Origin of the sequence: Kineococcus radiotolerans SRS30216 = ATCC BAA-149, from assembly GCF_000017305.1 — a bacterium.
Classification (GTDB): Bacteria; Actinomycetota; Actinomycetes; order Actinomycetales; family Kineococcaceae; genus Kineococcus; species Kineococcus radiotolerans.
Map to the genome: position 1 here is coordinate 3,401,684 of NC_009664.2, position 14,629 is coordinate 3,416,312.

At 74.8% G+C, this 14,629-nt stretch carries 12 protein-coding genes; 4 read left to right on the top strand and 8 right to left on the bottom strand.

Annotated elements, in window-relative coordinates:
• Positions 1 to 5: 5 nt before the first annotated feature.
• Positions 6 to 1,682 (top strand): energy-dependent translational throttle protein EttA, encoded by a 1,677-nt coding sequence (ettA, locus tag KRAD_RS16235; RefSeq protein ID WP_012086733.1) that lies wholly within the window; start codon positions 6 to 8, stop codon positions 1,680 to 1,682.
• On the opposite strand, the gene KRAD_RS16240 is transcribed toward ettA, so the two are convergent.
• Positions 1,669 to 3,174 carry a GGDEF domain-containing protein gene (locus KRAD_RS16240; protein ID WP_012086735.1) on the bottom strand — a complete coding sequence of 502 codons (1,506 nt, stop codon included), beginning with the start codon at positions 3,172 to 3,174 and terminating at the stop codon, positions 1,669 to 1,671. The two genes, ettA and KRAD_RS16240, sit on opposite strands and share 14 nt — an antisense overlap.
• 63 nt (positions 3,175 to 3,237) lie before the next feature.
• Positions 3,238 to 4,095 carry an acyl-CoA thioesterase gene (locus KRAD_RS16245; RefSeq protein WP_012086736.1) on the bottom strand — a complete coding sequence of 286 codons (858 nt, stop codon included), beginning with the start codon at positions 4,093 to 4,095 and terminating at the stop codon, positions 3,238 to 3,240.
• Positions 4,096 to 4,145: 50 nt separating this feature from the next.
• Here KRAD_RS16245 and KRAD_RS16250 point away from each other — a divergent pair, with 50 nt between their 5' ends.
• On the top strand, positions 4,146 to 5,111 hold the full coding sequence (locus KRAD_RS16250; protein WP_012086737.1) for a zinc-binding dehydrogenase: 966 nt from the start codon (positions 4,146 to 4,148) through the stop codon (positions 5,109 to 5,111).
• Between the two features lie 3 nt (positions 5,112 to 5,114).
• Here the strand turns inward: KRAD_RS16250 and KRAD_RS16255 are convergent, their stop codons facing one another.
• Together KRAD_RS16255 and KRAD_RS16260 are read right to left on the bottom strand one after the other, a co-directional pair.
• Complete coding sequence (locus KRAD_RS16255; protein ID WP_012086738.1) at positions 5,115 to 6,755, bottom strand: glycoside hydrolase family 13 protein; 1,641 nt, start codon at positions 6,753 to 6,755, stop codon at positions 5,115 to 5,117.
• Positions 6,756 to 6,851: 96 nt separating this feature from the next.
• Complete coding sequence (locus KRAD_RS16260) at positions 6,852 to 8,729, bottom strand: phosphoenolpyruvate carboxykinase (GTP) (protein ID WP_012086739.1); 1,878 nt, start codon at positions 8,727 to 8,729, stop codon at positions 6,852 to 6,854.
• A 139-nt stretch (positions 8,730 to 8,868) separates the two neighbouring features.
• On the opposite strand from KRAD_RS16260, the gene KRAD_RS16265 reads away from it, so the two are divergent.
• Entirely contained in the window at positions 8,869 to 10,392 is a 1,524-nt protein-coding gene (locus KRAD_RS16265) for a helix-turn-helix domain-containing protein (RefSeq protein WP_420812239.1), read from the top strand.
• Here the strand turns inward: KRAD_RS16265 and KRAD_RS16270 are convergent.
• Entirely contained in the window at positions 10,383 to 10,994 is a 612-nt protein-coding gene (locus KRAD_RS16270; RefSeq protein WP_012086741.1) for a malonic semialdehyde reductase, read from the bottom strand. The two genes, KRAD_RS16265 and KRAD_RS16270, sit on opposite strands and share 10 nt — an antisense overlap.
• Positions 10,995 to 11,086: 92 nt before the next feature.
• On the opposite strand from KRAD_RS16270, the gene KRAD_RS16275 reads away from it, so the two are divergent.
• Entirely contained in the window at positions 11,087 to 11,452 is a 366-nt protein-coding gene (locus KRAD_RS16275) for a winged helix-turn-helix transcriptional regulator (protein WP_012086742.1), read from the top strand.
• A 9-nt stretch (positions 11,453 to 11,461) separates the two neighbouring features.
• On the opposite strand, the gene KRAD_RS16280 is transcribed toward KRAD_RS16275, so the two are convergent.
• The 3 genes from KRAD_RS16280 to KRAD_RS16290 form a co-directional block, all read right to left on the bottom strand.
• Entirely contained in the window at positions 11,462 to 11,911 is a 450-nt protein-coding gene (locus KRAD_RS16280) for a globin (protein WP_012086743.1), read from the bottom strand.
• The gene (locus KRAD_RS16285) at positions 11,908 to 13,449 is read right to left on the bottom strand and encodes an SDR family oxidoreductase (RefSeq protein WP_012086744.1); all 1,542 of its coding nucleotides are present in this window, start codon (positions 13,447 to 13,449) and stop codon (positions 11,908 to 11,910) included. Before KRAD_RS16285 ends, KRAD_RS16280 begins: the two co-directional genes overlap by 4 nt.
• 70 nt (positions 13,450 to 13,519) lie before the next feature.
• On the bottom strand, positions 13,520 to 14,590 hold the full coding sequence (locus tag KRAD_RS16290) for a mechanosensitive ion channel family protein (protein ID WP_012086745.1): 1,071 nt from the start codon (positions 14,588 to 14,590) through the stop codon (positions 13,520 to 13,522).
• Between the last annotated feature and the right edge of the window lie 39 nt (positions 14,591 to 14,629).

Here is a 14,629-nt window from a genome sequence, read left to right on the forward strand (position 1 = left end):
GGGTCGTGGCGGAATTCATCTACGTGATGTCCAAGGCTCGCAAGGCGCACGGGGACAAGGTCATCCTCGACGACGTCTCGATGTCGTTCTTCCCCGGCGCCAAGATCGGCGTCGTGGGCCCCAACGGTGCGGGCAAGTCCAGCGTGCTGAAGATCATGGCGGGGCTCGACCAGCCCTCCAACGGCGAGGCCCGCCTCTCGCCGGGCTACAGCGTCGGCATCCTCATGCAGGAGCCGAAGCTCGACGAGACCAAGACGGTCCTCGAGAACGTCCAGGACGGCCTGGGCGAGCTCAAGGTCAAGATGGACCGCTACAACGCCATCGCCGAGGAGATGGCGACGAACTACACCGACGAGCTCATGGCCGAGATGGGCGAGCTGCAGGAGGTCCTCGACCACGCCAACGCGTGGGACATGGACTCCCAGCTCGAGCAGGCCATGGACGCGCTGCGCTGCCCGCCGGGCGACGCCGACGTCTCGGTGCTCTCCGGCGGCGAGAAGCGCCGCGTGGCGCTGTGCAAGCTGCTGCTGGAGGCGCCGGACCTGCTGCTGCTCGACGAGCCCACCAACCACCTCGACGCCGAGTCGGTGACCTGGCTGGAGCAGCACCTGGCGAAGTACCCCGGCGCCGTCCTGGCCGTCACCCACGACCGGTACTTCCTGGACAACGTCGCGCAGTGGATCCTCGAGCTCGACCGCGGCCGCGCCTACCCCTACGAGGGCAACTACTCCACCTACCTGGAGAAGAAGGCCGCCCGCATGGAGGTCCAGGGCAAGAAGGACCTCAAGCTGGCCAAGCGCCTCAAGGACGAGCTGGAGTGGGTCCGCTCCAACGCCAAGGGCCGCCAGACCAAGTCCAAGGCGCGTCTGAACCGCTACGAGGAGATGGCCGCCGAGGCCGAGCGCACCCGGAAGCTCGACTTCGAGGAGATCCAGATCCCGGCCGGCCCGCGCCTGGGGTCGGTCGTCATCGAGGCGAAGAACCTCAAGAAGTCCTTCGGCGAGCGCACCCTCATCGACGGCCTGTCGTTCTCGCTGCCCCGCAACGGCATCGTCGGGGTCATCGGGCCCAACGGCGTCGGCAAGACGACGCTGTTCAAGACGATCGTCGGTCTGGAGGAGCTCGACTCCGGCGAGCTCAAGATCGGCGAGACGGTCAAGCTGTCCTACGTCGACCAGTCCCGCGGGGGGCTGGACCCGGACAAGAACCTGTGGGAGACCGTCTCCGACGGCCTGGACTACATCCAGGTCGGCAACCAGGAGATGCCCTCGCGCGCCTACGTCTCGGCGTTCGGCTTCAAGGGCCCGGACCAGCAGAAGCCGACCGGGGTCCTCTCCGGCGGGGAGCGCAACCGCCTCAACCTGGCCCTGACCCTCAAGGAGGGCGGCAACGTCCTGCTCCTGGACGAGCCGACCAACGACCTCGACGTGGAGACCCTCGGCTCGCTGGAGAACGCCCTCCTGGAGTTCCCCGGCTGCGCCGTCGTCGTCAGCCACGACCGGTGGTTCCTCGACCGCGTCGTGACGCACATCCTGGCCTACGAGGGCACCGAGGAGAACCCGGCGAACTGGTACTGGTTCGAGGGCAACTTCGCCGGCTACGAGGCCAACAAGATCGAGCGCCTGGGCCCGGACGCGGCGCGCCCGCACCGGGTGACGTACCGCAAGCTCACCCGCGACTGACGGGTTCCACCGCCGGCCCGTCCTCCGCCACGGGGGCCGGGCCGGCGGCGCGCACCTGGTCGCGCCCGCCGGTCTTCGCCGCGTACAGCGCGGCGTCGGCGCGGCCGAAGACCTCCGCGGCCGACTCCAGGCCGTCCCAGCGCGCCACGCCCGCGGACACCGTCTGCCCCGCGGGGGTGGTGGCGGCCAGGGCCTGCACCACCGCCACCGACGCCGGCAGGTCGTGCCCGAGCAGCAGCAGGACGAACTCCTCCCCGCCCCAGCGGCCCAGCAGCGCGGTGCGGTCCGGGCCGGCGGCGGCGCCGCCGGCCTCCAGCGCCCCCCGCCACGCCTGGGCGGACTGCACCAGCAGGCGGTCCCCGGCCTGGTGGCCGAAGGTGTCGTTGAAGGCCTTGAAGCGGTCGAGGTCGAGGACCGCCACGCACAGCGGCGACCCCTCCGCGCGCGAGCGCGTCTGCAGCCGTTCCAGCTCCGCGTCGCTGGTGCGGCGGTTGGGCAGGCCGGTGAGGGCGTCGGTACGGGCCAGGTCGGCCAGGCGCGAGGCCTGCCCCTCCAGGTGGCGCAGCAGCCCCGACATCCGCATCACGACCAGCAGGAACAGCACCACCGACGACAGGGCCACCGCCCACGCCTCCAGCTGCGCCCCGACGGCGAGCTGGAGCAGCAGCGTCCCGGGGGAGACGAGGCTGGCCAGCGTCAGCGCGGCGAGGCGCCCGCGGGTGAAGCGGGTCCCCCCCTCGGCGCCGCCGCCGTCGGCGAGGTGGCGCATCGAGGGGTGCAGCGCGGCCGCGGCGAAGGCCACGTAGCCCAGCAGCCACGGCAGCGAGGTGAGCCCGCCGGAGTACGTCCCCGTCATCGAGGTGTACTGGTAGGCGGAGTCCGCGACCAGCAGCAGCGCGTTGGCCGCCACCAGCCAGCGGAACGCCGCGGTCCGCGCCCCCGCCGTGGTCAGCAGCCGCACCAGCAGGGCCAGCAGCAGCACGTCGCCCAGCGGGTAGGCCGCGGCCAGGACCCGGGCGGCGGTGGAGTCCCCGGCGGCCTCCAGGCCCGGGCGCATCAGCAGGACCCAGCTGATGAGGACGAAGCCGACCGTGAAGATCGCGGAGTCGATCAGGCCCTCCCGGTCACCGTGACCGCCGCGGGCCCGCACGAACCGCCAGAACCCCGCGGCGATGAGGACGTAGCTGCTGAGGTACAGGACGTCGGCGGGGGAGGGGAACGGCGACGTGCCCAGGACCCAGGTGTAGACCGCCCACAGCAGGTCCGCGCAGGCCCACACCGCGATGCCGGCCGTGACCAGCCACCACCCCCCGGGGGCCAGCGGCGCGTGCCGGCGCACCCCGACGACCATCACCGCCACGCAGCCGAAGCTGATGGCGGTGTACAGGGCGTCGCGACCCGCGCCGACGGGCAGCAGCACGCAGACGAGGGACAGGACGACGCCGACGGCCAGGTGCAGGCGGAACGGGGTGTCGGGACGGGCACGGCTCACGCTGGTGGGATCGGCGCGCGCGGACCCCGCGCTGAGGTGGGGCCACCCGTTCGGGCCCGCCCGTCAGGGCACCCGGACCATGCCCTCCTGGGCGACGGTGGCGATCAGCCGGCCCGCCCGGTCGTACATCCGGCCCGTGGACAACCCCCGTGCCCCCGAGGCGCTGGGGCTCTCCTGGACGTACAGGACCCACTCGTCGGCGCGGGCCGGGCGGTGCCACCACATCGCGTGGTCCAGGCTCGCCACGCTCATGCCCGGCGCCGCCCACGCCAGGCCGTGCCGGCGCAGCACCGGCTCCAGGACGCTGAGGTCGCTGGCGTAGGCCAGGGCCGCGCGGTGCAGCAGGTCCGGGCCCGGCAGGGGGGCGTCGAGGCGGAACCAGACCGCCTGCCCGGCGCGGCGCTCGGGGTCGGGGTCGGTGTAGAGGGCGGGTTCGACGTGGCGCAGCTCCACGTGGCGCCCGCGCCCGAGCTGGCGGGCCGCGGGGTGGTCCAGGGCGTCGAGCAGGACGTAGTCGCTGGTCAGGTCCTCCGGACCGGGGACGTCGGGGGCCGGTTCGTGGTGCTCCAGGCCCTCCGCGGCGGTCTGGAAGGAGGCGATGCCGGAGAGGATCGGGACCCCGTCCTGCACCGCCTGCACCCGCCGCGCGGAGAAGGACCGCCCGTCGCGCAGGCGCTCCACCGCGAAGACCACCGGGACCCGCGGGTCGCCCGGGCGCAGGAAGTAGGCGTGCAGCGAGTGCAGGTCGCGGTCCTCGGGGACGGTCCGCCCGGCCGCCACCGCGACCTGGCCGAGCACCTGGCCGCCGAAGAGCCGGGGACGCCAGTGCGGGAGGTTGGGGCCGGTGAACACGTCCCCCGCGCCCCCCGCGTCGTCGGCGGGTCGCACGTCGAGCACGGGCAGCAGCGGCGAGGCGGTCACCCCGGCACGCTACCGGGGCGCGTGCGCGGGGGCCGGGGTAGCGTCGCCGCGTGCTCGCCGCCCGCGCCGTCCGCAGCAGCCCCGACGACCCGCTGTCCGCGCTGGAGGTCGCCGACGCCCCCGCCGCCGACGCGCCCCCGGGGTGGGTCCGGGTCACCGTGGCCGCCGCGGCGCTGAACCGGCACGACCTGTGGAGCCTGCGCGGGGTGGGCCTGCCCGCCGACCGGCTGCCGATGGTGCTGGGCTGCGACGCGGCGGGGACCACCGACGACGGCGACGAGGTCGTCGTGCACGCGGTGGTCTCCGACGACGACTTCCGCGGTGACGAGACCCTCGACCCCCGCCGGACGCTGCTGTCCGAGCGGTACCCGGGGACGCTGGCCGAGCACGTGTGGGTCCCGCGCCGGAACCTGCTGCCCAAGCCCGCGGGCTGGAGCGCGGAGCGCGCCGCGTCGCTGGGCACGGCCTGGCTGACCGCCTACCGGATGCTGTTCACCCAGGCCCGCGCGGTGCCGGGGCAGACGGTCCTCGTCCAGGGTGCCGCGGGCGGGGTGTCCAACGCGCTGATCGTCCTCGGGGCCGCGGCGGGCCTGACCGTGTGGGTCACCGGGCGGGACCCGCAGCGGCGGGAGCGGGCCCTGGCCTGGGGCGCGGCGGCGACGTTCGCGAGCGGGGAGCGGCTGCCCGGGCGGGTCGACGCCGTGTTCGAGACGGTGGGCGAGGCGACCTGGGAGCACTCGATCCGGTCGCTGGAGCCGGGCGGGTGCGTCGTCGTCTCCGGGGCCACCACCGGCGGCGGCCCGCCGGCGATGCTGCAGAACGTGTTCTTCACCCAGCTGCGGGTGCTGGGCTCGACGATGGGCACCCGCGACGAGTTCCAGCGGCTGCTGCGGTTCTGCGACACCGCCGGCCTGGAACCCGAGGTCGACTCCGTCCACGCCCTCGCCGACGCCCGGGACGCGTTCGCGCGCCTGGAGTCCGGTGAGGCCGTGGGGAAGGTGCTCGTCCGGCCCTGAGCCTCAGCCGAGGCGGAACCAGGCCGCGGTGTCGGTCGGGACCCGCCCCTCCACCAGGTCCCCGCTGGCGACCAGCGGGCTCGCCCCGTCGGGCACAGCGACCGGCTCGGCCCCGAGGTTGGCGACCACCAGCACGTCACCGCTGGTGAAGGCGAGGACGTCGGGGCCGGACAGCTCGTGCCAGCGCAGCTCCCGCCGGCCCAGCCGCAGCTCCCGGCGCAGCCGGACCAGGGTGCGGTACAGCTCCAGGGTGGAGCCGGCCACGCCCGTCTGCGCCGCCACCGACAGCTCCGCCCACCGCGCCGGCTGCGGCAGCCAGCTCGCGGGACCGGGACCGAAGCCGTAGGAGGCGCTCGTGCCCTCCCACGGGATCGGGACGCGGCACCCGTCGCGGCCCACGTCGGCGCCCCCCGTCCGGGCGAAGGTCGGGTCCTGGCGGACCTCGGCGGGCAGCGTCGTCACCTCGGGCAGGCCCAGCTCCTCCCCCTGGTACAGGTACGCGCCGCCGGGCAGGGCGAGGGTGAACGTCGTCGCCGCGCGCGCCCGGCGCAGGCCGAGCTCTGCGTCGGGCTGCGCGTCGTCGGGCCCGACCCCGGTGGTGGGTTCGGAACCGGCCGGGTAGCCCAGCCGGCTGGCGTGGCGGACGACGTCGTGGTTGGACAGCACCCACGTCGCGGGGGCGTCCTCGACGGCGTGCGCGGCCAGCGTCGCGTCGACGACCTCGCGCAGCTCCCGCGCGCGCCACGGGGCGCGCAGGTGGTCGAAGTTGAAGGCCTGGTGCATCTCGTCGGGGCGCAGGTAGCGCACGAGGCGCTCCGGCGGGCTGACCCACGCCTCGGCCACCAGCAGCCGGTCCCCGGGGTAGGCGTCCAGGACGCGGCGCCAGCCCCGGTAGATCTCGTGGACGCCCTCCTGGTCCCACATGGGGGGCCGCTCGCCGCTGGCGTTCGCCCCGTCCAGCATCGCCTGGTCGTGGTCCCACTCGGGCAGGCCCTCGGCCTTGACGAGGCCGTGGGCGACGTCGACGCGGAAGCCGTCGACGCCGCGGTCCAGCCAGAACCGCAGGACGTCCTCGAACTCCGCGACGACCTCGGGGTGGGACCAGTCCAGGTCCGGCTGGCTGGAGTCGAACAGGTGCAGGTACCAGGACCCGTCCGCGACCCGCGTCCAGGCCGGGCCGCCGAAGACCGAGCGCCAGGAGTTCGGGGGCCGCTCGCCGTGCTCGCCGCGGCCCTCGCGGAAGACGTAGCGGGCGCGTTCGGGCGAGCCCGCTCCCGCGGCCAGCGCGGCCCGGAACCAGGCGTGCTCGGCGGAGGTGTGGTTGGGGACGAGGTCCACCACGACCCGCAACCCGAGCTCGCGGGCGCGCGCGGTGAGGCGGTCGAAGTCGTCGAGGGTGCCGAAGACCGGCTCGATCCCGCGGTAGTCGGCGACGTCGTAGCCCGCGTCCCGCTGCGGGGAGGGGTAGACGGGGGAGAGCCAGACCGCGTCGACGCCGAGGTCGGCGAGGTGGCCCAGGCGGGCGGTGACGCCGGGCAGGTCGCCCATCCCGTCGCCGTCGCCGTCGGCGAAGCTGCGGGGGTAGACCTGGTAGATCACGGCGTCGCGCCACCAGGGGACGTCCGGGCGGTTCGGTTCGCTCACCGGCCCATCCTGCCGCGGCCCCTCCCGGCGCGCACCGCCGCCGCGTCCGCCCGGCGGGCCCGGTGCCCGGCCGGACGCGGCGACGGCGGGCCGGGGCTAGACGCTCAGGTCGCCACCGGTGGGCGGGTCGAGGCGGTAGCGCAGCAGGGCCAGGTGGTCGCGGACCTCGGCGGGCAGCTTCGCCCCGAACGGGGCGAAGAACCGCTCGAGCTGGTCGGCCTCGGCCAGCCACGCGGCGGCGTCGACGGAGAGGAGCTCGGCGAGGTCGGCGGGGGAGACGTCGAGGCCGTCGACGTCCAGCGCCCCGGGGGCGGGGACGAGGCCGGCGGGGGTGTGCCGGGCGGCCGCGGTGCCCTCCAGGCGACCGCAGATCCACTCCAGGACCCGCGCGTTCTCCCCGAAACCCGGCCACAGGAACCGGCCGTCCTCGCCGCGGCGGAACCAGTTCACCGAGAACACCGCCGGCAGGTGCTCCACGCGGTCGCGCATCGAGAGCCAGTGCGAGAGGTGGTCGCCCACGTGGTAGCCGGTGAAGGGGAGCATGGCGAACGGGTCGTGGCGCAGCTCCCCGACGGCCCCCTCCGCGGCGGCGGTGCGCTCGCTGGAGATCGAGGCCCCCGCGAACACGCCCTGGCTCCAGTCCCCGGCCTGCGCCACCAGCGGCGCGGTGGTGCGGCGGCGGCCGCCGAAGAGGATCGCGTCGACCGGGACGCCCTCGGGGTCGTCGAACTCCGCCGCCAGCGAGGGGCACCGCGCCGCGGCGACGGTGAACCGCGCGTTGGGGTGCGCCGCCGGGGTCGGGCTGTCCGGCGTCCAGGGGTTCCCCCGCCAGTCGGTGAGGTGCGCGGGCGCCTCCTCGGTCATGCCCTCCCACCACACGTCGCCGTCGTCGGTGAGGGCGACGTTGGTGAAGATCACGTCCTCGCGCAGCATCTCCATCGCGGTGGGGTTGGTGGACCAGCCCGTGCCCGGGGCGACCCCGAAGAACCCGGCCTCGGGGTTGATCGCCCGCAGGCGCCCGTCGGGGCCGGGGCGCATCCAGGCGATGTCGTCGCCGATCGTCTCCACCCGCCAGCCGGGGAGCGCGGGGCGCATCATGGCGAGGTTCGTCTTGCCGCAGGCCGAGGGGAACGCCGCGGCCAGGTGGAACACCCGCTGCTGCGGGGAGGTGACCTTGACCAGCAGCATGTGCTCGGCCAGCCAGCCCTCCTCGCGGGCCACCGCGGAGGCGATGCGCAGGGCGAGGCACTTCTTGCCCAGCAGGGCGTTGCCGCCGTAGCCGGACCCGAAGGACCAGATCTCGCGGGTCTCGGGGAAGTGGGCGACGTGCTTGAGGTCGTTGCAGGGCCAGGCCACGTCGGGGCGGGTGCGGCCGAGGTCGTCGACCAGGGGCATCCCGACGCTGTGGACCCCCGGGACCCAGGCGGTGCCCTCGGTGATCGCGGCCAGCGCCTCGTTGCCCATCCGCGTCATGGTCCGCATGCTCACCACGGCGTAGGGGGAGTCGGTGACCTGCACCCCGAGCAGCGAGAGCGGGCCGCCGACGGGACCCATGGAGAAGGGGACGACGTACATCGTCCGCCCGCGCATCGACCCGGTGAACACCCCGTCCAGCTCCTCGCGCAGGGCGTCGGGTTCGCGCCAGTTGTTCGTCGGGCCGGCGTCCTCGCGGCGGCGGGAGGCGATGAACGTGCGGTGCTCGACGCGGGCGACGTCGCCGGGGGCGGAGCGGGCGAGGAAGCTGCCCGGGCGCTTGCTGGGGTTCAGCGGGATCAGCGTCCCGGTGGCGACCATCCGTGCGGTGAGGCGGTCGAACTCCTCCTGCGAGCCGTCGCACCACACGACCCGGTCGGGCTGGGTGAGGCGGGCGGTCCGGCGCACCCAGTCCAGCAGCGCGGGGTTCGCCGTCGGCGTCCCGGACAGCTCCGGGGTGTCCTGGGCGTCCTGGGTCTCGTGCGTCACGTCGGTCGTCACGGCAGCGTGCCTCCTCGTGCGGTGGGGTCCGGCCGCGTCCGGGCCGTGCTTCGACCCTGGCGCTGCGGGAGGGGCCGGACAACCGGCTGGGACCGTGAAGATCGGGCGTTCTTCCCCTACCGTGAAGGACGTGCCTCGATTGCGCGTCGCCGCGCTCGAACCGCTGACCGACCCGGCGCTCGCCCCGGAACCGGACACCGGCCTGGACGCCCTCACCGTGGGGCGCCGGATCCGGTACCACCGCGGGGTCCGGGGGTGGACGCTGGCCCAGCTCGGCGAGGCCGTGGGCACCGCGCAGAGCCAGCTCTCGCAGGTGGAGAACGGCAAGCGGGAGCCGCGGCTGTCCCTCGTCGCCGCCGTGGCCCGGGCGCTGGAGGTGACCCCGGCGGACCTGCTCGACCCCGCGCCCCCGCCCAGCCGGCGCGCCGCGCTGGAGATCGAGCTCGACCGCGCGCAGCGGTCCCCGCTGGCCCGGGCGCTGGGGCTGACCGAGGTGCGCGCCGGTCGCGCGCTGCCCACCGACGCCCTGGAGGCCCTCGTCCGGCTGCACCGCGAGCTCGCCCGCCGCCACGACGCGGCGAACGCGACGCCGGAGGAGGCCCGGCGGGCCAACACCGAGATCCGGCTGCTCATGCGCGGCTCGGACAACCACCTGCCCGAGATCGAGGAGCTGGCCGAGGACCTCGTCCGCGCCGCGGGCTACACCGTCGGGGCGCTGACGCACCGGCAGGTCGCGCGGATGGCCGCCGACCTGGGGTTCAGCATCATCCACGTCGAGGACCTGCCGCACTCCACGCGGACCGTGACCGACCTGGCCCACGGCCGGATCTACCTGCCGCCCGCCTCCATCCCCGGCGGGCACGGCCTGCGGTCGCTGGCGCTGCAGGCCGTCGGGCACCGGGTGCTGGGGCACGAGCGCCCGGCCAGCTACACCCAGTTCCTCCGCCAGCGGCTGGAGATCAACTACTTCGCGGCGAGCTGCCTGCTGCCCCGCAGCGCGGCCGTGGAGTTCCTCTCCGCGGCCAAGGCGGACAAGGACCTCGCCGTGGAGGACTTCCGCGACGCGTTCGGCGTCACCCACGAGGCCGCCGCGCACCGGCTGACGAACCTGCTGACCTCGCACCTGGGGATCCCGGTGCACTTCCTGCGCGTCGGTGACGACGGGGCGCTGTACCGCGGGTACGAGAACGACGGCGTCCCGTTCCCCCAGGACGCCTCCGGCGCCATCGAGGGGCAGCCGGTGTGCCGGCGCTGGACGGCCCGGACGGTGTTCGAGGTCCGCAACCGCACCACCGAGAACTACCAGTACACCGACACCCCGGCGGGGACGTTCTGGTGCTCCAGCCAGACCGGGGTCGGCGACGACGGCGGGTTCTCGATCACGGTGGGGGTGCCCTACGCGCACGCGAAGTGGTTCCGCGGGCGCGACACCCGGGTCCGCGCCCGCAGCACCTGCCCCGAGGGCGACTGCTGCCGCCGCCCGCCCGCGGACCTCGTGCGGCGGTGGGCGGACGCGGCCTGGCCCAGCGCCCGGCTGCACGCGCAGACGCTGGCCCCGTTGCCGTCGGGGCGGTTCCCCGGGGTCGACGACCGGGAGGTCTACACCTTCCTCGCCTCCCACGCCCCCGTCGAGGGGGACGCGGGCGCGGGGGATCAGGCGTAGCGGACGACGTCCTCCGGGGCCAGGCGGGGCAGGCGGGGGCGGAACGCGTCCGGGCCCGGGTAGCCGATGTTGACGACGAGGTGGGAGCGCCAGGTGGTGCCGGCGAAGAACTCCGCGTCGACGGCGTCGCGGTCGAAACCGGCCATCGGGCCGGCGGCCAGGCCCAGGGCGCGGACGGCGAGGATGAAGTACCCCGCCTGGAGGGCGGCGCTGTAGGAGCCCATGCCCGACCGCATCGCGGTGTCCTCCTCGAGCACCGGCTGCAGGCCGGCCAGGAAGGGCGCCACGGTGGGGATGGCGTCGTGGAAGCGCTCGTCGAGGGCGAGGACGGCGGTCACCGGGGCGCTCGCGGCGCGGTCGCGGTTGGTGTCGTTCAGCAGCGGCACCAGGCGGGCCTTGGCCTCGGGGGTGCGGACGTAGAGGACGCGGGCCGGCTGCAGGTTGGCGGCGGTGGGGGCCCAGCGGGCCAGTTCCCAGACCTGGGCCAGCTGCTCGTCGGTGACGGGGGTGCTCGCGAAGCTGTTCGCGGTGCGGGCGTCGCCGAAGAGGGCGGCGCGGGCCGTCTCGTCGAGTCCGGCGGGGCGTTCGTCGAGCGTGGTCACAGCTGTTCTCCTCGGAGTCGCTCTGTCTGCGGGTGCTACTTCGAAAAAAAGAGTAGCACTGGTGTCAAGAGCGCCGGGGGTAGACTCCGGGAGTGGTCGAGCAGGGGCAGCAGACGGTCGAGCACTCCCCGCGGGCGTGCGACGGGGCCCTGGCCCGCGCCTTCGGGTTCCTGGGCAAGCGCTGGAACGGGATCCTGCTCGCGACCCTCGCCCACGGGCCCGCCGGGTTCTCCGACCTGCGGCGCAACGTCGCGGGCATCAGCGACTCGGTGCTCTCCGACCGCCTCACCGAGCTGACCCGGGCCGGCCTCGTCAGCCGCACCGTCCACGACGGCCCACCGGTGGCGGTGGTCTACGAGCTCACCGCCTCCGGGCACGCCCTCGCCCCGGCCCTGCAGGAGCTGACCACCTGGGCGCGGGAGAACCTCACCGAGGAACGCTGCCGCGCGGAGCGCTGACGCCCCGCCTCAGTCCTCGAAGGTGTTGAGCATGCTGTGCGCGGCGCGGTCCAGGTAGTCCCACAGGACCCCCTCCTGGGCGGGCGCCAGACCCAGCGACACCACGGCGGCGCGCATGTGCGTCAGCCACCGGTCGCGGGCGTCGGGGTTGACCTTGAACGACGCGTGCCGCATCCGCAGCCGCGGGTGGCCGCGCTGCTCGGAGTACGTCGCCGGCCCACCCCAGTACTGCTCCAGGAACATGAGCATCCGCTGCCTCGCGGGGCCGAGATCGGCCTCGGGGTACATCGGCCGCAGCACCTCGTCCGCGGCGACGCCCTCGTAGAACGCGTCGACCAGCCGCACGAACGTCTCGTGCCCGCCGACCTCGTCGAAGAAGCTGCGGGTGCCGCCGTCGGGACCCGCGGGCTTCCGGCCGACGAGGTTCTGCGGGCGGACGAACGGCAGGTCGGGGCTCACGGCACCAGTGTCGCCGGTTCCGGCACCCGCGCCGACCCCGGCCCCTCCTCGCGGGCCGCGGCCTCCGCGGCGTCCTTGACGTTGCGCTGCATGCCGCCGAAGACCACGCCGTGGAAGGGGCTGATCGCCGCCCAGTAGGCCTGCCCGGCCAGTCCCCGGGGGTGGAACAGCGCCCGCTGGTGGAACAGCGTGCGCCCCACCGCGTCCGACTCCACCCGCAGGTCCAGCCACGCCAGCCCCGGCAGCCGCATCTCCGCGCGCAGCCGCAGCAGCCGGTCCTCCTCGCGCTCCTCCACCCGCCACCAGTCCACCGCGTCGCCGACCATGAGGTGCGCGGGGTCGCGCCGGCCCCGGCGCAGGCCCGGCCCGCCGGAGAAGCGGTCCATCACCCCGCGGACCGCCCACGCCATCGGCCAGGAGTACCAGCCGCGCTCCCCGCCGATGCCCTCCAGCACCCGCCACAGCACGTGCGGGGGAGCGTCGACCACCGTCGTCCGGTCGTCGACGTAGAGGTTGCCCCCGGCCCAGCCCGGGTCCGAGGGCAGCGGGTCGCTGGGGGCGCCGGGCACCGAGGCCGAGCTCCAGCGGGTGACCACGTCCGCCTCCCGGATGCGCTGCAGGGCCAGCTGGACCGCGCGCCGGAACGGGGTGAGCCCCCCGGGGGGGTCGGGGACGTAGCGGGCGATGTCGTGCTCCTTGCAGACCACCTCGTGCACGAGGCTCTCCACCAGCGGGCGCGCGATCGACCCGGGCACCGGGGTGATCGTGCCCACCCAGTGGCTGGACAGCTTCGGGGACATCACCTTCACCGGCAGCACGTACCGCTTGGGCAGCCCCGCCACCGCCGCGTAGCCGCGCATCATGTCCAGGTACGTCATGACGTCGGGACCGCCCACGTCGAAGGTGCGGTTCACGTCCGCGGGCATCGACGCCGACCCCACCAGGTAGCGCAGCACGTCGCGCACCGCGATCGGCTGGATCCGGTTGTTCACCCAGGCCGGGCACACCATCACCGGCAGCCGCTCGGTGAGGTAGCGCATCATCTCGAAGCTCGCCGACCCCGACCCGAGGATGACCGCCGCCTGCAGCACCGTCGCCGGGACGGGGGAGTCCAGCAGGATCTCCCCGACCTCCCGGCGCGACTCCAGGTGCGTCGACAGCTCCTCGTCCTCGGGGTGCATCCCCCCCAGGTACACGATCCGGGAGACCCCCCGCTCGGCGGCGGCCCGGGCGAAGGTCCGCGCCGTGCGCCGGTCGGCGGAGGCGAAGTGCCCCCCCGCGCTCATCGCGTGGATCAGGTAGTAGGCCACGTCCACGCCCTCCAGCGCCGCGCCCACCTGCTCGCGGTCGGAGGCGTCGGCCCGCACGACCTCGACGTCGTCGATCCACGGCCGGTCGCGCAGCACCTCGGGCCGGCGCGCCATCGCACGCACCCGGAACCCGGCCGCGAGCAGCTCGGGCACCAGCCGTCCGCCGATGTACCCGCTCACCCCGGTCACCAGCGCGAGCCGGCCCTCACCCGCCACGACGTCGTCCACGCGCCCAGTGTCGGATCGGGCGGGCCCGCGCGCGACCCGGGTCCCCCGCGGGGGACCCGGGTCGCGCGGCTCACGGGTTCCGCGTCCTGGCCCCCGGGTCCAGGGCCGCGGCGTTCTCGGCGGCCACGTCGGCCTCGCTGGGCGCCGGCGGGCGCGGGGCCAGCGCCGTGGCCGGGTCCACCGGTCGCCGGTCCTGCGGCGCGCGGTCGTCGTGGCGCAGGAACACCGTGCGCTGCTGCAGCGGGAACTCGATGCCCTCGGCGTCGAAGACGGCCTTGATGCGGCGCAGCAGCTCGCGCTGCACGGCCCACTGCTGCAGCGGCGCGGTCTTGACCACCAGCCGCAGCACGATGCCGTCGGTGGTCATCCGCTCCACGCCCCACACCTCCGGGGCGTCCAGGACCAGCGGCTGCCAGTCCTCCTCGGCCGCGAGCTGGTCGGCGATCCGCTGCAGGACCTCCTGGGCGCGGGCGAGGTCCTCGCCGTAGGCGACGGACACGTCGACCACGGCCCGGGCCCAGCCCTGGCTCTGGTTGCCCACGCGCAGGATCTCGCCGTTGCGGACGTACCAGACGGTCCCCTTGACGTCGCGCAGCCGCGTCACCCGCAGGCCGACCGCCTCGACGGTGCCGGAGGCGTCGCCGAGGTCCACGGAGTCGCCCACGCCGTACTGGTCCTCGGCGAGCATGAAGATGCCGGACAGGAAGTCCTTCACCAGCGCCTGCGCCCCGAAGCCGAGGGCCACGCCCGCGATCCCGGCCGAGGCCAGGAAGGGGGCGATGGCGATCCCCACGGTGTCGAGCACCACGAGGACCGCCATGATCCCCAGCACGAACGTCACCGTGGACTTCAGCACCGAGGCCAGCGTCTCGGCCCGCTGCTGGCGGCGCTCGTTGAGCAGCGGGGAGGAGTCCAGCAGGCCGTTGCGCCGCCCGCCCCCCAGCTTCCCGGCGCCGGTGGCGATCCCCGTGGCCACCCGGCCGATGACGCGCATCAGCAGGAACCGGGCGATCCAGCACAGCAGCAGGACGACGACGATCTTCAGCGGCTTGTCGAGCAGGAACGCGGCGACGGTGTGCGCGCCCGCGGTGGCCTCGTCGGCGGTGACCCCGGTGAGGGCGTCGGTGATGGGGTCCAGCACGGGGGAGCGGGCTCCTTCGGTGTCGGGCGGGACCGCGGA